At 66.8% G+C, this 19,165-nt stretch carries 20 protein-coding genes; 13 read left to right on the forward strand and 7 right to left on the reverse strand.

From position 1 onward, the window contains the following. Nucleotides 1–113 precede the first annotated feature (113 nt). Nucleotides 114–1,064, forward strand: a complete 951-nt coding sequence (locus ACFWVD_RS19235; protein ID WP_379244555.1) for a hypothetical protein — start codon at nucleotides 114–116, stop codon at nucleotides 1,062–1,064. After that, nucleotides 1,061–1,519 (forward strand): ABA4-like family protein, encoded by a 459-nt coding sequence (locus ACFWVD_RS19240; RefSeq protein WP_379244557.1) that lies wholly within the window; start codon nucleotides 1,061–1,063, stop codon nucleotides 1,517–1,519. The genes ACFWVD_RS19235 and ACFWVD_RS19240 overlap by 4 nt, the downstream gene beginning before the upstream one ends. Before the next feature lie 76 nt (nucleotides 1,520–1,595). On the opposite strand, the gene ACFWVD_RS19245 is transcribed toward ACFWVD_RS19240, so the two are convergent. Next, complete coding sequence (locus tag ACFWVD_RS19245) at nucleotides 1,596–2,438, reverse strand: oxidoreductase (RefSeq protein ID WP_379244559.1); 843 nt, start codon at nucleotides 2,436–2,438, stop codon at nucleotides 1,596–1,598. 90 nt (nucleotides 2,439–2,528) lie between these two features. Between ACFWVD_RS19245 and ACFWVD_RS19250 the strand changes: the two genes are divergently transcribed. Further along, the gene (locus tag ACFWVD_RS19250; RefSeq protein WP_379244561.1) at nucleotides 2,529–3,437 is read left to right on the forward strand and encodes a LysR family transcriptional regulator; all 909 of its coding nucleotides are present in this window, start codon (nucleotides 2,529–2,531) and stop codon (nucleotides 3,435–3,437) included. Here the strand turns inward: ACFWVD_RS19250 and ACFWVD_RS19255 are convergent. After that, nucleotides 3,424–4,971, reverse strand: a complete 1,548-nt coding sequence (locus ACFWVD_RS19255; protein ID WP_379244761.1) for an acyl-CoA carboxylase subunit beta — start codon at nucleotides 4,969–4,971, stop codon at nucleotides 3,424–3,426. The two genes, ACFWVD_RS19250 and ACFWVD_RS19255, sit on opposite strands and share 14 nt — an antisense overlap. 112 nt (nucleotides 4,972–5,083) lie before the next feature. Continuing rightward, a complete protein-coding gene (locus tag ACFWVD_RS19260) occupies nucleotides 5,084–6,016 on the reverse strand; it encodes a LysR family transcriptional regulator (RefSeq protein ID WP_379244563.1) in 933 nt (310 codons plus the stop codon). A 71-nt stretch (nucleotides 6,017–6,087) separates the two neighbouring features. On the opposite strand from ACFWVD_RS19260, the gene ACFWVD_RS19265 reads away from it, so the two are divergent. The 3 genes from ACFWVD_RS19265 (at nucleotide 6,088) to ACFWVD_RS19275 (ending at nucleotide 8,569) form a co-directional block, all read left to right on the forward strand. Continuing rightward, a complete protein-coding gene (locus ACFWVD_RS19265; protein ID WP_379244565.1) occupies nucleotides 6,088–7,437 on the forward strand; it encodes an FAD-binding oxidoreductase in 1,350 nt (449 codons plus the stop codon). Nucleotides 7,438–7,502: 65 nt separating this feature from the next. Continuing rightward, the gene (locus tag ACFWVD_RS19270) at nucleotides 7,503–8,390 is read left to right on the forward strand and encodes an SPFH domain-containing protein (RefSeq protein ID WP_379244567.1); all 888 of its coding nucleotides are present in this window, start codon (nucleotides 7,503–7,505) and stop codon (nucleotides 8,388–8,390) included. A gap of 8 nt (nucleotides 8,391–8,398) precedes the next feature. Continuing rightward, nucleotides 8,399–8,569 (forward strand): toxin-antitoxin system HicB family antitoxin, encoded by a 171-nt coding sequence (locus ACFWVD_RS19275; RefSeq protein WP_379244569.1) that lies wholly within the window; start codon nucleotides 8,399–8,401, stop codon nucleotides 8,567–8,569. A 4-nt stretch (nucleotides 8,570–8,573) separates the two neighbouring features. Here the strand turns inward: ACFWVD_RS19275 and ACFWVD_RS19280 are convergent, their stop codons facing one another. Then, a complete protein-coding gene (locus ACFWVD_RS19280; RefSeq protein WP_379244571.1) occupies nucleotides 8,574–9,605 on the reverse strand; it encodes a LuxR C-terminal-related transcriptional regulator in 1,032 nt (343 codons plus the stop codon). Nucleotides 9,606–9,708: 103 nt separating this feature from the next. On the opposite strand from ACFWVD_RS19280, the gene ACFWVD_RS19285 reads away from it, so the two are divergent. Then, complete coding sequence (locus tag ACFWVD_RS19285; RefSeq protein ID WP_379244572.1) at nucleotides 9,709–10,002, forward strand: hypothetical protein; 294 nt, start codon at nucleotides 9,709–9,711, stop codon at nucleotides 10,000–10,002. A gap of 60 nt (nucleotides 10,003–10,062) precedes the next feature. Next, nucleotides 10,063–10,644, forward strand: a complete 582-nt coding sequence (locus ACFWVD_RS19290) for a hypothetical protein (RefSeq protein WP_379244574.1) — start codon at nucleotides 10,063–10,065, stop codon at nucleotides 10,642–10,644. Here the strand turns inward: ACFWVD_RS19290 and ACFWVD_RS19295 are convergent. Then, nucleotides 10,641–11,489, reverse strand: coding sequence for a class I SAM-dependent methyltransferase (locus tag ACFWVD_RS19295; RefSeq protein WP_379244576.1), 849 nt, complete (start codon nucleotides 11,487–11,489; stop codon nucleotides 10,641–10,643). The genes ACFWVD_RS19290 and ACFWVD_RS19295 overlap by 4 nt on opposite strands. A 101-nt stretch (nucleotides 11,490–11,590) precedes the next feature. On the opposite strand from ACFWVD_RS19295, the gene ACFWVD_RS19300 reads away from it, so the two are divergent. Both ACFWVD_RS19300 and rpsA read left to right on the forward strand, forming a co-directional pair. After that, nucleotides 11,591–12,385: a DUF6585 family protein gene (locus ACFWVD_RS19300; RefSeq protein WP_379244578.1), complete on the forward strand. Its 795-nt coding sequence runs from the start codon at nucleotides 11,591–11,593 to the stop codon at nucleotides 12,383–12,385. 217 nt (nucleotides 12,386–12,602) lie between these two features. Next, nucleotides 12,603–14,081, forward strand: coding sequence for a 30S ribosomal protein S1 (gene rpsA, locus ACFWVD_RS19305; RefSeq protein WP_379235224.1), 1,479 nt, complete (start codon nucleotides 12,603–12,605; stop codon nucleotides 14,079–14,081). Nucleotides 14,082–14,179: 98 nt separating this feature from the next. Here the strand turns inward: rpsA and ACFWVD_RS19310 are convergent, their stop codons facing one another. Continuing rightward, nucleotides 14,180–14,392 (reverse strand): hypothetical protein, encoded by a 213-nt coding sequence (locus ACFWVD_RS19310; protein ID WP_379244580.1) that lies wholly within the window; start codon nucleotides 14,390–14,392, stop codon nucleotides 14,180–14,182. A gap of 149 nt (nucleotides 14,393–14,541) precedes the next feature. Here ACFWVD_RS19310 and coaE point away from each other — a divergent pair, with 149 nt between their 5' ends. Both coaE and ACFWVD_RS19320 read left to right on the forward strand, forming a co-directional pair. Continuing rightward, nucleotides 14,542–15,744 (forward strand): dephospho-CoA kinase, encoded by a 1,203-nt coding sequence (gene coaE, locus ACFWVD_RS19315; RefSeq protein WP_379244581.1) that lies wholly within the window; start codon nucleotides 14,542–14,544, stop codon nucleotides 15,742–15,744. A gap of 120 nt (nucleotides 15,745–15,864) precedes the next feature. After that, nucleotides 15,865–16,290: a hypothetical protein gene (locus tag ACFWVD_RS19320; protein ID WP_379244583.1), complete on the forward strand. Its 426-nt coding sequence runs from the start codon at nucleotides 15,865–15,867 to the stop codon at nucleotides 16,288–16,290. Between the two features lie 53 nt (nucleotides 16,291–16,343). Here the strand turns inward: ACFWVD_RS19320 and ACFWVD_RS19325 are convergent, their stop codons facing one another. Further along, complete coding sequence (locus ACFWVD_RS19325) at nucleotides 16,344–16,862, reverse strand: DUF402 domain-containing protein (protein WP_379244585.1); 519 nt, start codon at nucleotides 16,860–16,862, stop codon at nucleotides 16,344–16,346. A 103-nt stretch (nucleotides 16,863–16,965) separates the two neighbouring features. Between ACFWVD_RS19325 and uvrB the strand changes: the two genes are divergently transcribed. Beyond that, entirely contained in the window at nucleotides 16,966–19,143 is a 2,178-nt protein-coding gene (gene uvrB, locus ACFWVD_RS19330) for an excinuclease ABC subunit UvrB (RefSeq protein ID WP_379244587.1), read from the forward strand. Nucleotides 19,144–19,165 lie beyond the last annotated feature (22 nt).

Raw genomic sequence — 19,165 nt, forward strand, 5'->3', positions numbered from 1 at the left:
GATCCGCACTGTCGCCTTTCGATTCGGTTCCTACCCCTTGCCTACGCCACCCATAGCGGATAGTCTAGCTATCCATAGCGGATAGTAAAACTATCTACATAGGGGAGATTCGCATGTCCGTCCTGACTGCCGCCGATCCATTGCCCAGCCGACGTGCGCCGATGCACCGGCCGCTGCTCTACTTCGCCGCCGCCAATGCCGTGCTGCTGGTGGTCGCGCTGGTCGGGATGCTGGTCGACGACCGGATGATCGCCGGGTCCACCGCCTGGTTCAAGCCGGCCAAGTTCGCGATGTCGTTCGTGCTCTACAGCGTCGCGCTGGCGTGGTTGCTCTCGTTGCGGCCCAAGCCTTCTCGGCTCGCCTCTGGGATGGCCACGGTGATCGTGATCGTCGGGGTGATCGAACAGGTGATCATCTTCGGGCAGGTCATCCGCGGGACGCGCAGCCACTACAACACGACCACGACGTTCGATGGGGTGCTCTGGGTGATCATGGGCTCGTCCATCGTGGTGCTGTTCCTGGCGACCTTGGTGATCGCCGTCGGCCTCGCACGCGGCCGGATCGGTGATGTCGCGGCCACCTGGTCGATTCGGCTCGGCCTCGCGATCACGTTGGTCGGGCTGGCGCTGGGCTTTCTGATGCCACAGCAGGAGTCCGGGGTCGAGGGAATCGAGGGCGCGCACACCGTCGGCGCACCGGACGGAACCGCAGGCATGCCGTTGACCGGGTGGAGCACCACCGACGGTGACCTGCGGATTCCGCACTTCGTCGGCATGCACGCGCTGCAGTTGCTGCCGTTGTTCGCGGCGCTGCTGGTGGTGCTCGCGCCACGGATTCCGTTGCTGCGGGAGGTGCGGGTTCGGCTAGGGTTGATCATCACCGCGTCGGCGGGGTACGCGGCGCTGGTCGCGCTGGTCACCTGGCAGGCGCTGCGTGGTCAGTCGCTGATCCACCCTGATCAGGCCACGCTGACTGCCGCGGCGGTGATCGTCACCGGAGTCGTTGTCGGAGTGTTGATCTCGGTCGCGAGTGCGGCCGGTGTTCGAAAGGTGGCCACCGTATGAGCGCGCTGTTCGATCTGGTCTTCTTTGTCACGGTGCCGTTCTGGGCGCTGATGATCTTCGCTCCGACTTGGCGCTGGACCCGCACCATCATCTCGTCGCCGTGGATTGTGTTGGTGCCCTTGGTGATCTGGGCCATCGTAGCGATCCCGGTCTTCGGACCGATCTGGTCGTTGGTCACCTCGCCGTCGCTGGACGCGATCACCGACGCCGCCGCGGATCCCGCCGTGCTCACCGCACTGTGGGCGCAGATCATCGCCTGGGATCTGTTCCTGGGGCGGTGGATCTACCTCGACAGTCGGGAACGCGCCGTGCATCCGCTGTTGATGGGGCCGGTGCTGGTCGGCACGATTCTGTTGTCGCCCATCGTGTTTCCGGTCTACCTGCTGATCCGCGAATTCGCTCGGCGATCGACACCGAGTGCGTCTGCGACACAAGGTGTTCCGGTCAGTACCTGAAAAGTGGCCGGATCGCCGACCCCGCGGGTCGGGACGTGAGCCGGACTTCCGAGTCCGGCTCACGTCTGCGAGTGGCTCAGCCCTCGTCGAAAGTCGTATCGCGCGAAACCTTTTCCCAGGCGACTACATCCGCACGCACGGCATCGAGATGATCGAGCACGGCATCCACCGAGTCCGAGCCCAACGGCAGTCGCAACGGCGTCTTCTCCGCGGCCAGCGCGGCGCGAATGGCGGCAGCGGCCTTGGCCGGGTCGCCGGGCTGGGTGCCGTCGCCGCCCTCGACCATGCGCCGAGTGGCACCCGCGGTCTCGGCGTAGACATCGGACTCGGGGCTGAACGCGGCCGCACCCGGCCCGAACAGCCCCGTGCGGAAGGCGCCCGGTTCCACGATCAACACCTTGATTCCGAACGGTTCCACCTCGGCGGCCAACGCCTCTGACAGCCCTTCCAGCGCGAATTTCGTCGCGCTGTACGCGGAGAATCCGGCGAACGACAGCTGCCCGCCGACGCTGCTCATCTGCACGATCGCACCGCCGCGCTGTTCGCGCATGTGCGGCAGGACCGCGCGGGTCAGGGCGGCGGGGCCGAACAGGTGCAGGTCGAACAGGGCGCGCAGTTCGGCCTCGGTGGTCTCCTCGACGGCACCGACATGCGTGCGGCCCGCGTTGTTGACCAGCACGTCGATGCGACCGTGCCGGGCCACGACATCGGCCACGACCTCGTCGATCCGCGCGATGTCGGTGACATCGAGGGCGATCGCCTCGAGCTGATCGGGGTGCGCGGCGACCAGATCGTCGAGGGCGGCGGTGCGGCGGGCGACGGCGACGACGATGTCGCCCGCGTCGATCGCCGCCTGCGCGATGGCCCGGCCGAAGCCGCTGCTCGCACCGGTGACCAGCCAGATCTGCGGGACGCTCATCAGGTTCTCCTTGTGTCCGTTGAGGTTTCGTCTTCGATCCTGCCGTCGCGTCGACGTGCCGTCCAAGACCCTGTGTGATAACCATCAGTTATGGATGTGCACGGGCGAGACCTGCGGTACTTCGTCGCGGTGGCCGACCACCTGAGCTTCACCGCCGCCGCCGAAGCCCTGTACATCTCCCAGCCCGCGCTGAGCAAACAGATCCGTGCACTCGAAAGACAGGTGGGCGCTGAGCTTTTCGTGCGAGACTCGCGCACGGTCGCGCTGAGCCCCGTCGGCACCGCACTGCTTCCGCACGCGCTGCGTCTGCTCGCCACCTGGGAAATGGCCGAGCTCGCTGTGGAATCGGCCAAAGCCACCCAAGGTGCGGCACTGGCGATCGGCATCAGCACCAGTCCCGGACGTGGACTGCTCCCCGCCGTCCGCTCCCGCTTCACCACCGCCTTCCCCGACGCGAAACCAGTTCTGCGACTGGTGGGTTGGGACGATCCGACCGCCGGACTGGCCGACGAATCCGCCGACGTCGCGTTCGTATGGCTCCCACTGGTCGACAGCGACCGCTACCACTGCCTCGTGGTCGCGACCGAACCCCGCGTGGTCGCCCTGCCGCAGTCGCACCACCTCGCCGACCGCGAGCACCTCGACTTCACCGACCTGCTCGACGAACCCTTCCTCGCGCTCCCGACATCGGCGGGCGTGCTGCGCGACTACTGGCTCGCCCTGGACGCACGTGCCGGCCGCGCACCGATCATCGGCGCCGAGGTGTCCAGCACCGAGGAAACTTACGAGGCGCTGGTCAACGGCGACGGCATCGTGCTGCTCGCCACCGGCAACGCACCCCTGGTGACCCGCGACGGCGTGGTGACCAGGCCAGTGCACGGCGTGCCCCCGTGCGAACTGGCATTGGCCTGGCGGCGTGACGACAAGCGCCCACTGGTGCGCGGCTATGCGCAGGCGTGCGCGCTCGTCGTCGGCGAACGGGCGCCTACAACGGCATGAGGTGGTGTTTGCACGGCGCTTGCTCGACGTGCTTGTCGCCCAACAGCCGCAACGCCTTTCGCAGTTCCAGCCGGGTACTGGACGGTTCGATGACCGCGTCGATGTACCCGCGCTCGGCGGCGATCCACGGGGTCGCGATCGCGGCATTGTAGAAATCGACCATCTGCTGCCGCACCGCCGGACGTTGCGCCTCCGGAACGGCCGCGAGTTGCTTGCGCTGCGTCAAACCCACCGCGGCCTCGGCACCCATCACGGCGATCCGCGCGGTCGGCCAGGCCAGATTGATATCGCCGCCCAGTTGCTTGCAGCCCATCACCGCATAGCCGCCGCCGTACGCCTTGCGCACCACCACGGTCACGATCGGCACGGTGGCCTCGACCACCGCGTAGAAGAACCGGCCACCGCGCTTGATGACACCGATCTTCTCCTCCTCGACACCTGGCAGCACGCCCGGCGTGTCGACGATGAACACCAGCGGAATGTCGAACGCGTCGCACAGGCGGATGAAATGCGCGGCCTTGTCCGAACAGCGTGCGTCGATCGCGCCACTGGACACCAGCGGTTGATTGGCGATCACGCCGACGCTGCGCCCGTCGATCCTGGCGAACCCGGTGATCAGGTTGCGGGCGGCGCCGTCGCCGATCTCGTGGAATTCCCCGTCGTCGAAGATCCGCAGCAGCACGTCGTACATGTCGTACCCGGTGCGGTCGGAATCGGGGATGAGCGTGTCGAGTTCGCGATCGGACTCGGTGAGTTCCGGTTCCAGACCCGGGTTCACCAGCGGTGCCCGCTCGAAACAGTTCGACGGCATGAAACTCAAATACGTGCGCACCCACTCGAACGCGGCCTTCTCATCCGCGGCCACGTGATGGATATTGCCGTTGTGCGCCTGGTTGAACGCGCCGCCCAGCTCGTCGAGGGTGACCTCCTCGCCGGTGGTCTCGCGAATGACCTCGGGCCCGGTCACGAACATGTACGCCGACTCGGTAGCCACCAGCACATCGGTGTTGATCGGCGAATACACTGCGCCCGCAGCACATTTGCCCAACATCACCGACACCTGCGGCACCACCCCCGACAGCCGCCGCTGCCGCCTGCTCATCTCCGCGTACCAGGCCAGCGACGTCACCGCGTCCTGCACCCGCGCGCCGCCGGAGTCGTTGATCGCCACGAACGGGCACCCGATATCGGCCGCGCGATCCATGGCCATGGCGACCTTGCGCCCGAACATCTCACCCACCGAACCTCCGAACACGGTCTGGTCGTGGGCGATCACCACCACCGGCCGCCCATCGATGCGCCCGTGCCCGGTCACCACACCGTCGCCATACAGCGCGTCGGCCGCACCGGGCTGTTTCACCAGCGCGCCGATTTCGATGAAACTGTGCTGGTCCAGCAGTATTTCGATGCGTTCGCGCGGACTCGGAATCCCTTTCGCCGCCCGCTTGGCGACCCCCGCACCCCCCGCCGGTTCCCGCGCCGCCGCCAGATTGTCCCGCAGCTCTTGCAGTTTCGCAGCAGTCGTCGACTCCACCACGCACGCCCTTCCCTCGTCCTGGTCGAGCTCTCCTTCATCGGTTAGCCACAGCGTAACCCGATGGTGTGACAGCAATCACCGGCACCGTGATCCTGACGCTGCGGCGTGCTCAGGAATTGCCGTCCGGATCCGATTCGTGGGAGCCGAAGGCAAGGCGGAATTGGCCGAGCAGCACCTTGGCGGCGGGGCTCAGGGGGCGGTCGATGCGCCAGGCCAGGGCCAGTCGACCGTGGATCGCAGGCTCGACGATGTCGAGGGTCCGGACGCCGAAGGCGGCGGCCTCGGCCGGTGTGAGGGCCGGGACGATGGCGGTGCCCAGACCACGGGCGGCGAGTTCGAGCAGCAACGGGGGAGCGGCGGCTTCGAAAGCGACAGTCGGCGTGAAACCCGCTGCGGCACAGGACTGTTCGAACACACCGCGGATGCCGGTGCCCTTCGTGAGGCAGATCAACCGGCGGTCGACCAAGGACGCCAAAGCGATCGTGCCCGCGGACTCCGCCGGATCGACCGGTGCGTCGCAGGCGACAGCGGCGACCAACGGCGTCTGCAGAACCACCTGCACACCGATGCCGGAACCCAGTGGCGCACCGGTCAATCCGGTCAGGGCGATATCGAGCTCATCGTGTTCGACTGCGGCCAGCATCGTTTCGGCCGTGTCCTCGGTGAGACTGATCCCGACCTGCGGATGATCATGATGGAAATCGGCCAACACCCCCGCGACATCGAACGTCTCCGACGCGGCCCCCGAGATCATGCCCACCCGAACATGCCCCCGCAGCAACCCGGTGAACTCCTGCACCGTGTCCCCGATCCGTTCCGCGGCGACCAACGCGGCCCGCGCGTGCTCGAGCACCGCGGCACCGACCTCGGTGAGCGTCACCGCGCGAGCACCCCGATCGAGAAGACGCTGCCCGAGCTCACGTTCGAGCTGCCGGATCTGGGTGCTGAGCCCCGGCTGCGTCAAGTGCAACCGCTCCGCGGCCTTCGTGAACCCGCCCTCGTCGACGACCGTCACGAAGTACCGCAGCTGCCGCAATTCCATAACTGTCAATTATAAGGAGTAGAAGATCTATCTCTTGGACTTATCGCATGAGCCCGCGCAGAGTCGAAGGCATGACGAATACCGCACTGCAGTCGAACTTCGCCGGGCCCGTGTTCACTCCGGGCGATGCCGGATATGCCGAGGAAGTCGCCGGGTTTCAAACCGCGTACACCCACCGTCCTGCGTTCGTGGTCGGCGCCCTGCACGCCGAGGATGTGCGGTCGGCGGTGGAATTCGCTGGACGGCAAGGGCTTCCGGTTGCCGTGCAGGCGACCGGACACGGGTTATCGGTGGCCGTCGAAGGTGGAGTGCTCATCACGACCGGGCGGATGGACGTCATCGCCATCGACCCGGGGGCACGGACCGCGCGCGTGGGTGCCGGTGTGCGGGCGGGAGCGTTGGTCGAGGCTGCCGCTGGATACGGGTTGGCGCCGTTGAACGGGTCGTCGCCGTCGGTGGGGGTGGTGGGGTATGTGCTCGGGGGTGGGATGGGGTTGTTGGCGCGCGAATTCGGTTATGCCGCAGATCATGTGCGGTCGATCGACCTGGTCACCGCTGACGGCAGAATGCGCACGCTGCACCCGGAAGACGAATTGTTCGGGGCGGTACTGGGTTCGGGCGGCAACTTCGGGGTGGTGACCGGACTGGAACTGGACTTGATGCCCGTCGCCGAAATCTACGGCGGGCAACTGGTTTTCGACACGCCGCTGGTCGACGCTGCCCTGGAAACCTGGCGCCGGTGGACCGCCACCGTGCCGAGCGAGCTGACCTCCACGATCGCGGTGGTGACCTACCCCGACATCCCGCCGGTCCCGGAATCGTTGCGCGGCCGCCACGTTGCCTCGATCCGGGTCGCCTTCGACGGGTCGGACGAGGAAGGCGAACGATTGGTGGCCCCGCTGCGCGCGATCGGGGATCGGCTGCGCGACGACCTGTGCACCATGCCCTACGCCGAATCGCACACCATTCACAGCGACCCGCCCTTCCCACACGCCTACGCCGCGACCAACGCGCTGCTGTCGGAGTTGACCCCGCAGGCGCTGGCTGCGCTGCGAGCCCTGACCGCTCCCGGCGGACCGGTTTCCGCGGTGATCGACATCCGCCACCTCGGCGCGGCGCTGCGCCACGGCGGGCCCGCCTCGATCGACCATCGCGACGCCGAATACATCGTGCGGGTAATCACCGATCCGGGCGAGGCAGACGCTGCGCCCGAAGGGCTGGCGATGGTACGAAATGCCTTGGCGCCCTGGACAATCGGACACAACCTTGCCTTCCTTTACGGTGCGGGCGGGGCAGCCGACCCGGCCCAAACCGCCGCCGGGTACTCGCCCGACACCTACCGGTGGCTGACATCGGCGAAAGCGAAGTACGACCCGCACAACATGTTCCGTGCCAACCGCAACATCGTTCCGGCCACCTGAGATCCATTGCCGAGCTCGCCGACATCTACTATCGTGGTGATATCACTGAGATATCGGAGGATGTCATGGAGCTACGGTCCGCGTTCCGCGTCAACGGGTTCGTTGTGTTACTGGGGTGGCTGGTGTTCATCGTGCTGTTCGGGGTCGCCACCGTCCTCGCGTTCATCTCCGCTACCGAGCACGGCGGTGGCGCACTCGCCTGGGCCGGTGCGATCGCGGCCGTCGTCGCGATGCTGGTTGTGTCGTTGCTCGCCACCGGGCTGACCATCGTCAACCCCAACGAGGCGAAGGTCGTCACCTTCTTCGGCCGGTACATCGGCTCGGTCAGCGACCCCGGCTTCTTCTCGGTGGTCCCCCTGGCCGACCGTAAATCCATCTCCCTGCGGGTGCGCAACTTCGAAACCCAGAAGCTCAAGGTCAACGACGCCGACGGCAACCCCGTCGAGATCGCGGCCGTGGTCGTCTACAAGGTCGTCGACAGTTTCAAAGCCGCTTTCGCCGTGGACGATTACGAGGAATACGTCGCCACCCAGTCCGAAGCCGCCGTGCGCCACCTGGCCACCACCCACCCCTACGACGCCCACGACGCCACCCGCACCAGCCTGCGCGACGGCGCCGAGGTAGCTGAAGAACTCACCGTCGAACTGGGCGAACGCACCCTCACCGCCGGCATCGAAGTCATCGAAGCCCGCATCACCCACCTGGCCTACGCCCCCGAAATCGCCCAGGCCATGCTCGTACGCCAACAGGCCGCCCAGGTCGTGGCTGCCCGCACCCAGATCGTCGAAGGCGCCGTCGGCATGGTCGCTTTGGCCCTGGACCGCCTCGCCGAACAGGGCACCGTCGAACTCGACGAGGAACGCAAAGCCAACATGGTCTCCAACCTGCTGGTGGTCCTGTGCGGCGACCGCGCCGTCCAACCCGTGGTCAACACCGGATCCCTCTACGCCTGAGCCACCCCATGACCCCGCCGAAGAAGGACCCCAAAAAGATCCTGCTGCGGCTCGACCCGGCCGTCCACGAAGCCCTGGCCAAGTGGGCGGCCGACGACCTACGCAGCGTCAACTCCCAAATCGAATACGCCCTACGCCTCGCCCTGGAGCAGGCGGGCCGAAAACCCAAGCGCGACTAGCGGATCAGCCGACGCCGAGCACGCGCGACAGCAGACGCTGGCGGGTTCGGGTGTCGGACTTGGCGAGCACGGCTTTGACGTGGTCGTTGATCGTGTGTTCGGACAGGAACAGTTCGGCCGCCAGTTCGTGGGAGTCCAGGCCGGTCGCGAGCAGGGTCAGGACCTGGGATTCTCGGGTGGACAGGGCGTGGGCTCGGGCGAACAGGTCGAGGCGTTCGATGGCGGTGCTCGGCTCGAGGGCTACGGCGATGTCGGTGCCGAGACGGTCGGCTTTCACGGTGAGCCAGCGGTTGCCGCCCAGGTGGACACGGGAGGTGGCGGGGCCGAGCGGGGTGCCCGCCTCGGTGGCGAGCAGGGCGGCGGCCGCGTTGTAGACCGAGGCGGGCACTGGTGGGATCGGTTCGTCCGGGGGGAGCAGGCGCAGCAGGGAATCGGCGGCGGCCGCGGTCTGGGACCGCACCCGCAAGGTGTTGTCGAGGAGCACGACAGCGGGGCCCAATGATGGGAGTCGGTCGTCGGATTCGACGAAGGTGGCTCCGACTGCACGGCGCAGACCGGCGGTGACGGGGGTTGTGAGCGTGCCGATCACGTCGAGTTCTGCTGTGGTGAAAGGGGATTCGGTGTAGCGGAGCAGTTCGAGAAAGCCCCAGCAGCCGTAGCGGTCGGCGAAAGTGACAATGGCGGAATCGGTGATGCCGAGTTCGCGTTGCGCGGTACGCCACAGCAGCGAGCGGTCGGGGTCGCCCTCGGTGGCCCCCAGCAGCGAGTGGGCGCCGCTGCCGCGCACTGTGTCCCAGCGATTCAGCGGGGTGAGATAGCGGGCTCGGATCAAGTCCGGCAGGAGACCGAAGTCCAGGCCGGGCACATCGGCCAGCGGCGCCGTCGCGACCGCGGTGACGGGGTCGGTGAGCGCGAAGACATGACCGGTGAACGGGATCGTCGTGCGGATCTCGGCCAGGACGAGTTCGCGCAGTCGTTTGGCGGAGTGCGCGGTCTGGCACACACGGCCGATCCGGTCGGCCAAAGAACTCGGCACCCGTCCAGCCTACGGCGGAAAACCCCCAGGATCAGGGATGTCGGTGGTACCCGTGACCGGCCGATGATCGAGGTACCCCATCGGCACGACTACGGAGGCCATCATGACCGTCACCCTGCACATCGACAACACCGTTCGCGACTACGACGAGTGGAAGTCCGCGTTCGACCAGTACGAGCGGTTCCGCGCCGACAACGGCGTGCGCACCTACCGCGTCGGTCGCGTCGACGGCACCCCGGAGCGGATCCTGGTCGACCTCGATTTCGACGACCGTCCCACCGCCGAGGCGTTTCGCACCGCCCTGGCCACCGTGTTGGCCACCCCGCGCAGCCGCGCAATGGTGACCAGTCACCAATCCTGGCTCGTCGACTTGGTCGAGGAGCGCGTACCCGCCTGATCGACGCGCCAAACGACCCAGCGGCACAACCGAACTCGACACCGCCGGTAAATTGGTTCGGTGCCCATCTCGTTCGACATTCCTGGAATGCAACAGTTGGACGACACGACCTGGGGGAATCCGGCCACTCGTGACGTCGTCGCGTTGAACTATGTCAACGGCGCGCCCGATCTTCCCGCGCGACTGGATGATCTGAAGCGGCTGCGCCGGCGGCTGTCGGAGCACCACGCGCGCACCGGATGTCTGATCGAGGCGTTCGTGGTGTGGGTGGATCGGTTGCCCGCGTTGTTGCGGGTGGAGAAGACCCAAATGCCCGGGCCGCGGGGGGAATTGGTGTTCGCGGCATCGATCGTGGTGCCCAAGGACCGGTGTTCGGCGGTGTTCCAGATCATCTGCCCGGAGACCGGAGTGCCGGGGGCGCGGGAGACCGCGGTGGGGCGGCGGTTCCGGCGCGACCAGATGACGCCGCCGCACCCGTACGCGCCAGGCCTGCGCGGGCGGCTGCCCTTTCTGCTGTCCGACGACGTCCGCTTCGACGCCGAATTCCCCCAGCACGCGCTGACCAGGGCCCGCCGCTGGGTCGCCGACACGGTGCCCAGCGTGCGGGTCGACCCGTCGTTCGCGGCGCTGCCGCCGTTCTAGGGCTTCTCGGCGATGAAGATGGCGGTGCCGGGGAAGATCTGCCCGCGCAGCGGCGACCACTGACCCCATTCGCGATCGAGCCACTCCGGCCAATCCGGTTCGACGATGTCGACCAGGTGCAGGCCGGCGCCGACGATCTCGCGGACCCGGTCACCGATCGTGCGATGGTGCTCGGCGTACGTCGGCACGCCGTCGGCGTCCACCTCTACATAAGGAGTGCGGTCGAAGTACGGGATCGTGGCGGTGAGCCCGGCCTCGCCCGGATCATCGGGGAAAATCCAGCGCATCGGATGGTTCACCGAGAACACCCAGCGCCCACCGGGCCGCAGAACTCGCGCCACCTCGCGCATCACCAACGCCGAATCGGCCACGAACGGCACCCCGCCGAACGCCGAACAGGCCAGATCGAACGACGCGTCCGCGAACGGCAACGCCTCGGCCCCGGCCTGAACCAGCGGAACCCGCGGCCCGCCCCGCTCCATCGCGGCCACGCCACGCTCGAGCATCCCCCTCGACACATCCAGCCCGACCGGCAACGCCCCGTGCCCGGCCAACCACCGCGAACACGGCGCCGAACCACAGCCGATCTCGAGCACGGTCTTGCCGACGATGTCACCGAGAAACCCCATGTCACCCTCGTGCAGCCCCTCCGGACACCACACGAACTCACCACCGGGGGAGTCCACCCCGAGGAAGTCGGCGTGCGTCTGGTGATACTGCTCGGCATCGGCGTCCCACCAGCGCCGATTCGCCCGCTCGCTGTCGCGCGAGTCGATCTTGGTACGGGCGATCGCTGAAGTACCCAGCAGCGCGTTGGCCTGCGCGTGGCGTTCGTCGTCGGACACGGCCCAAGCCTAGCGAGGCCCGAGACAACCGATTCGACCGCCGAACCCGAACGAATCGCCGTACGATTCAGGCGAAGTAGCAAGGTTCGGGGGATCGCGTGATGACCAGTCAACCGCTGTCGACCGACGGGACCCTGGCCGCGCGGATTCACGCCGTAGCCGATCGGGCGGGTCTCGGCGCGCAAAGGTCCATACACCGGGCCGCGCCCCCGTCGCTGTGGCGCATCGCGAAGTTCGCCCTGCCGTTCATCGCGCTCGGCGCGTTGGCGATCTACCTGTACTTATACGGCCCCGAGGGCTCGTTCTGGGTGATGGGGTTGTTCTTGATGACACCCTGGCTGGCTTGTGGTGCCGTGGTCGTCACCCTGGGGCATCGGCGCCTGACCTATGGGTCGAACTCACGACTGGACCTGTTCGACCAAGGCGTCGTGCACTGCCTGCGAGGTCAGCCCCGAGCGGTTCGGTATGACGCGACCCGACTGTTCGAGCGGACCCAGCCTCGACGGCACTCGACGACGGGCGAAAAGGTCGTCACCCTCACTCTCACCGGCAGCGATGGCGACGAGATCGAGGTGACCGAGATGTACGAAGGGCAGCGAGCATGGGCGCCCGCCATCCGGGCCGCGGTGTTGGTCAGTCAACTGCCGACCGCCCTCGCGGCGATCGAATCGGGCCGTCGGGTGGAGTTCGGGGATCTGTGGCTGACCGCGACCGAGGTCGGCGACCGCAAGAAACGAGTGCCTATCGCCGAGCTCACGGCGACGTCGGTAATCCTCGACGACATCCTCTTCATCGAGGCCGGCCGGCGGAAGTTGAACGGCTCGGTCATCAGCAAGACGCCCAACTACGTGGTGTTCCGTGCCCTGCTCAACCACTTGCACGGCGGCCCGATCTAGCGGTCGCGCGTCGTGTCGGTGTGGCGTGGGGGGTGGTTTGCCCGTGTCCGCGACGGTCGCGTACGCTGATGCACGCTGAGTTGATCTAGCGGCAAGTGCGGCGGTCCGTGCGATACTTACCCGTATCCCTATCGTCGCATCATCGCGGTGATCTCGCAGCGTACCGAAAGTTCCAATGTCCGCAACCGACCACAATCCGTCCGGAGCAAACCCACATATGCCCACCACCGTCACCTCGCCGCAGGTAGCCATTAACGACATTGGCTCCGCCGAGGACTTCCTGGCCGCCATCGACGCAACGATCAAGTACTTCAACGATGGTGACATCGTCGAAGGCACCATCGTCAAGGTCGATCGTGACGAGGTCCTGCTGGACATCGGTTACAAGACCGAAGGCGTCATCCCCTCCCGCGAGCTCTCCATCAAGCACGACGTCGACCCCAACGAGGTCGTTTCCGTGGGCGACGCGGTCGAGGCCCTGGTCCTCACCAAGGAGGACAAGGAAGGCCGCCTGATCCTGTCCAAGAAGCGGGCGCAGTACGAGCGCGCGTGGGGCACGATCGAGGAGCTCAAGGAGAAGGACGAGGCCGTCAAGGGCACCGTCATCGAGGTCGTCAAGGGCGGCCTGATCCTTGACATCGGCCTCCGTGGCTTCCTGCCCGCCTCGCTCGTCGAGATGCGTCGTGTCCGCGACCTCCAGCCGTACGTCGGCAAGGAGATCGAGGCCAAGATCATCGAGCTCGACAAGAACCGCAACAACGTGGTTCTGTCGCGTCGCGCCTGGCTCGAGCAGACCCAGTCCGAGGTTCGCTCCGAGTTCCTGCACCAGCTCCAGAAGGGCCAGGTCCGCAAGGGCGTCGTGTCCTCCATCGTCAACTTCGGTGCCTTCGTGGACCTGGGTGGCGTCGACGGCCTGGTGCACGTCTCCGAGCTGTCCTGGAAGCACATCGACCACCCGTCCGAGGTTGTCGAGGTCGGCAACGAGGTCACCGTCGAGGTTCTCGACGTCGATCTGGACCGCGAGCGCGTCTCCCTGTCGCTCAAGGCGACCCAGGAAGACCCGTGGCGTCAGTTCGCCCGGACCCACGCGATCGGTCAGATCGTGCCCGGCAAGGTCACCAAGCTGGTTCCCTTCGGTGCCTTCGTGCGCGTCGAAGAGGGCATCGAGGGCCTGGTCCACATCTCCGAGCTGGCCGAGCGCCACGTCGAGGTCCCGGACCAGGTTGTGGCCGTCGGCGACGACGCCATGGTCAAGGTCATCGACATCGACCTCGAGCGTCGTCGTATCTCGCTGTCGCTGAAGCAGGCGAACGAGGACTACAACGCCGAGTTCGACCCGTCGAAGTACGGCATGGCCGACAGCTACGACGATGCGGGCAACTACATCTTCCCCGAAGGCTTCGACCCCGACACCAACGAGTGGCTCGACGGGTTCGACAAGCAGCGTGAAGAGTGGGAAGGCCGTTACGCCGAGGCCGAGCGTCGCCACAAGATGCACACTGCTCAGATGGAGAAGATGGCAGCCGACGCTGCCGCCGAGGCCGCCGCTGGTGGTCCCGTCGCGGGCAACTACTCCTCCGAGACCGGTGGCGCCGCTCCTGCGTCCACCTCCGGTCCGGCCGAGACCACGGGCGGCTCGCTGGCCAGCGATGCCCAGCTCGCGGCTCTGCGGGAGAAGCTCTCCGGCAACGCCTGATTCAGGCTCTAGCAGTACACCGAAGGCCCCGATCCGATTGGATCGGGGCCTTCGGCCTTTGTGTAAGAAAGCCTTTGTGTAAGAAACGTGTGGCGGGATCAGTTCGCGGCGGCGGGGGCCCAATACACCGAGGCCAGATAGGGCCGCTTGCGCATCGCGGCGAAACTGTGTCGGGCGGGGGAGAGCAGGGTACTGAACCAAGACCGGCGGTACTGCGCCAAAGTCGTTGCCACCGCGGGGTATTCGATGCAGTGCACACCGCCCGGCATACCGAGGCGGTGGCGAGCCGTCCGCTGATTCCTGGTACCCATGATCATCCCGTCGGTAGTCGTGCGGCCTTGACGCCTGGGCCGAAGATTAATCCACGCGACGCGCCCGAGTGGGGACCTGCGCCGTTGTGCGCGTGGGCGTGTCGAGGTAGGTGCCCCGGCGTGGGCGGCGGGATGCGAGACTGGGGACCATGTTGCGGATCGGCCTCACCGGAGGCATGGGAGCGGGTAAATCCACAGTGGCGCGGGCCCTGGTCGACCTCGGGGCGGTGCTCATCGACGCCGACGCGATCGCCCGCGAAGTCGTCGCGCCCGGCACCCCCGGACTGGCCGCGCTGGTCGAGGCGTTCGGCGAGCAGATCCTGTGCGCCGACGGCAGTCTGGACCGGCCCGCGCTGGCGGCGGTCGCCTTCGCCGACGATGTGTCGCGCGGCAAACTCAACGCCATCACCCACCCGCTGGTCGGCGCCCGCACCGCGGAGCTGATCGGTGACGCCGCCGCCGATGCCATTGTGGTGCAGGATATTCCGTTGCTGGTGGAGAACGGGCTCGCGCCGCTGATGCAGCTGGTCGTGGTGGTCGGTGCCGAAGAACAGACCCGGCTGCGCAGGCTGGTCGAGCATCGCGGGGTCGACGAAGCCGACGCGCGCGCCAGGATCGCCGCGCAGGCCACCGACGATCAGCGGCGCGCGGTGGCCGATGTGTGGCTGGACAACAACGGCGCACCGGAAGTGATCAAGGCGCAAGTGCGGAACCTGTGGGAACAGCGGTTGGTGCCCTTCGAACGCAACCAGCGCGACGGTGTGCGCGCACGGGCTGCGTACGAACTGGTCACCGATCCGGAATGGGATGTGCAGGCGCGCAGGCTCATCGCCCGGTTGCACCTGGCCTGCGGGGCCGCCGCGGTGCGCATCGATCACGTCGGCTCGACCGCGGTGCACGGCCTGCCCGCCAAGGACATCATCGACATCCAGGTCACGGTGCCCGATCTCGCCACCGCCGAATCGCTGACCGGCACACTGACCGCGGCCGGTTTCCCGCTGGCGGCAAACGTGACCCACGACAATCCCAAGCCGGGCCCCGACGATCCCGACGGCACCGACCTGGACCGGTGGGGGAAACGCCTGCACGGCAACGCCGATCCGGGCCGACCCGCCAATATTCATCTGCGCGTACAGGATTCACCGGGACAGCGGTTCGCCCTGGACCTGCGCGATTGGCTGCGCGCCGACGACAGCGCGCGTGCCGAGTACCTGGCGGTCAAGCGCGGCGCCGAACTCGCGGCGGCCGGACTGGACGTCGACGCGGCCGGTGCAGCCTATTACGGTGTCAAGGAGCCGTGGTTCGACGCGGTGTATCCGGTGGTGACCCAGTGGGCTCGCGCCCGCGCGTGAACCACCCGCACATCTGTTAAACATCAATGTTTCGGAAAACGTCCGCACGCGTCGCGCGCTGTGTAAGTTGTGCGAAGTCACTAAACGGTGACTCGATTCACAGGGGAAGTTGTAGCGCGTATGACAACACAACACCGTCAGTTCGGCCGTGCGGGCTTCGGCATCACCGCCCTCGGTGCCGTCGCCGCCAGCATCGTGCTGGCCGCTCCGCAGGCCTCGGCCTGGGTGGGCAACCTCGGCGTGGCCGGAACCGACCACAAGGTCGGTTGTAGCTACAAGCTGACCGCCGCGGTCGAGGTGGACCGGCTGACCTCGGTGAAGTTCACCGACAACGGCGTGGACATCCCGGGCAGCCCGGTGTCGCCGTCGGTGCTGTCGGGCACGGTGAGCATCACCTGGGAGCCGACCACCGCGGGCCAGCACAAGCTCGAGGCGCGTCAGCTGCTGATCAGTGACTCGATCACGGTCACCGTCGGCGAAGCGGCTGCCACGGGCAGCGCGGGCTGCGGCGGCGGCCTGGCCGACCTGCTCGGCAACCTGTCCTGAGCTAGTACCTTCGCACCGCCCGGACCCCGCGTGGGTTCGGGCGGTTCGTCGTTTCAACGCCAGGTCAGGTTCATGCCGAGGGTGGCCAGCCAGTCCTCGAAGCTGTAGTTGTGCGCGGCGATGCCGTCCACCGCGGCGGTCGCGTGTTCGATCGCGGCCTGGCAGTCCGCGGTGTCGAGCAGGCCGGTGGAATGCGCGACCAGCAATTCGTCCACGTCCACGAGCCGGACATCGCGGTGGGTGCGCACCAGCAGGTCCAGGTAGTGATCGACCCCACGGATGAGCGTGGGCGACTCCCAGGTGAACGAGCCGACGTCGACGTAGACGTCCTGCCACTGCTCCACGCCCGGGTTGTAGTGCAGTTTCGACGCCCGCAACGACAGTTCCGGCAGCACCCACGACTCGAGGTAGTGGAAGCTGGCGTGATCGGAGTGGCGACCCATATACAGCCCCCACGGCAGTTCCCGGTAGATCTCCACCGGTCGCACGAAGCCCTTGGGGTCGGTGTTGGTCCGCGCGGCGACGTCGAAGTACTCGACCTTCGGTGGATGCACGGTGGCTGCCTGCGTCATGAGCGCAGAATCTACCGGCTGACCGCCCGTGCAGCGCGCTCGGTGAGTGCGGGGGAATCGTCGGCACTCAGAATGTGTCAGTGGTCGCGCCTAAGCTTGGTCCATGGCATTCGCAACCGAGATCCCGGCGGAAGGGTACGAAGAGCGGGGTCACCCGATCGCCCATTCCGAGCACCGTCCTGTCGGCGACATCGAGCGCGCGGGCAACAAGTTCGAGGTGGTCAGTGAGTACAAGCCCGCGGGCGACCAGCCCGCGGCCATCGCCGAGCTCGAGAAGCGGCTGAACGCGGGCGAGAAGGACGTAGTCCTGCTGGGTGCCACCGGTACCGGTAAATCCGCGACCACGGCCTGGCTGATCGAGAAGTTGCAGCGCCCCACGCTGGTGATGGCACCGAACAAGACCCTGGCCGCCCAGCTGGCCAACGAGTTGCGCGAGATGCTGCCCAACAACGCGGTCGAGTACTTCGTGTCGTACTACGACTACTACCAGCCCGAGGCGTATATCGCCCAGACCGATACCTACATCGAGAAGGACAGCTCGATCAACGACGACGTCGAGCGGCTGCGGCACTCGGCGACCTCGAGTCTGCTGTCGCGTCGCGATGTCGTGGTGGTCGCGTCGGTGTCGTGCATCTATGGCCTGGGCACCCCGCAGTCGTACCTGGATCGGTCGGTGCAGCTGGAAGTCGGCGGCGAGATCGACCGCGACGCGCTGCTGCGTCTGCTGGTGGACGTGCAGTACACCCGCAACGACATGTCGTTCACCCGCGGCTCGTTCCGGGTGCGCGGCGACACCGTCGAGATCATCCCGTCCTACGAGGAGCTGGCGATCCGCATCGAGTTCTTCGGTGACGAGATCGAAGCGCTGTACTACCTGCACCCGCTCACCGGAGATGTTGTGCGACAGGTGGATTCGGCGCGCATCTTCCCGGCCACGCACTATGTGGCGGGACCCGAGCGGATGGAGCGCGCGGTCGCCGACATCGAGGCCGAACTGGCCGTGCGGCTCGAGGAACTGGAACGGCAGGGCAAGCTGCTCGAAGCGCAGCGGTTGCGGATGCGCACCGAGTACGACCTGGAGATGATCCGTCAGGTCGGGTTCTGCTCGGGCATCGAGAACTACTCGCGGCACATCGATGGTCGGCCGGCCGGTTCGGCGGGCGCGACGTTGATCGACTACTTCCCCGACGACTTCCTGCTGGTGATCGACGAATCGCATGTCACGGTGCCGCAGATCGGTGGCATGTTCGAAGCGGACATGTCGCGCAAGCGCAACCTGGTCGACTTCGGCTTCCGGCTACCGTCTGCCATCGACAACCGCCCGCTGACCTGGGAAGAGTTCGCTGGGCGGATCGGTCAGGCGGTGTATCTGTCGGCGACGCCGGGCAAGTACGAGCTCGGGCAGGTCGGTGGCGAGGTCGTCGAACAGGTCATCCGCCCGACCGGGTTGGTCGACCCGAAGATCGTGATCAAGCCGACCAAGGGCCAGATCGACGACCTGGTACACGAGATCCGCGAACGGGCCGAACGCAACGAGCGCGTGCTGGTCACCACGTTGACCAAGAAGATGTCCGAGGACCTCACCGACTACCTGCTCGGTCTGGGCATCAAGGTTCGCTACCTGCACTCCGAGATCGACACCCTGCGCCGCGTGGAACTGCTGCGCGAACTGCGCCTGGGCGAATTCGACGTACTCGTGGGCATCAACCTGCTGCGCGAGGGCCTCGATCTGCCCGAGGTGTCGCTGGTCGCGATCCTGGACGCCGACAAGGAAGGCTTCCTGCGATCGAGCACCAGCTTGATCCAGACCATCGGCCGCGCGGCCCGCAACGTGTCCGGCGAAGTGCACATGTACGCGGACAAGATCACCGACTCCATGCAGCACGCGATCGAGGAAACCGACCGTCGCCGCGCCAAACAGGTCGCCTACAACGAAGAGCACGGTCTCGACCCGCAACCGCTGCGCAAGAAGATCGCCGACATCATGGACCAGGTGTACCGCGAGGCCGAAGACGAAGTGGCCGTGGGCGGTTCGGGCCGCAACGCCAGCCGCGGCCGACGCGCGCAGGGCGAGCCGGGCCGCGCCAGCGCGGGCATCTACGCCGATCGCGACGTGAAGTCGATGCCGCGCGCCGAACTGGCCGCCCTGGTCACCGAACTCACCGCGCAGATGATGAACGCCGCGCGCGAACTGCAATTCGAGTTGGCTGGTCGATTACGCGACGAGATCGCCGACTTGAAGAAGGAGTTGCGCGGCATGGACGCCGCGGGGCTGAGCTGACGTTCGATGCCGAACCCGACCC

This window comes from Nocardia sp. NPDC058666, from assembly GCF_042714895.1.
Lineage (GTDB): Bacteria > Actinomycetota > Actinomycetes > Mycobacteriales > Mycobacteriaceae > Nocardia.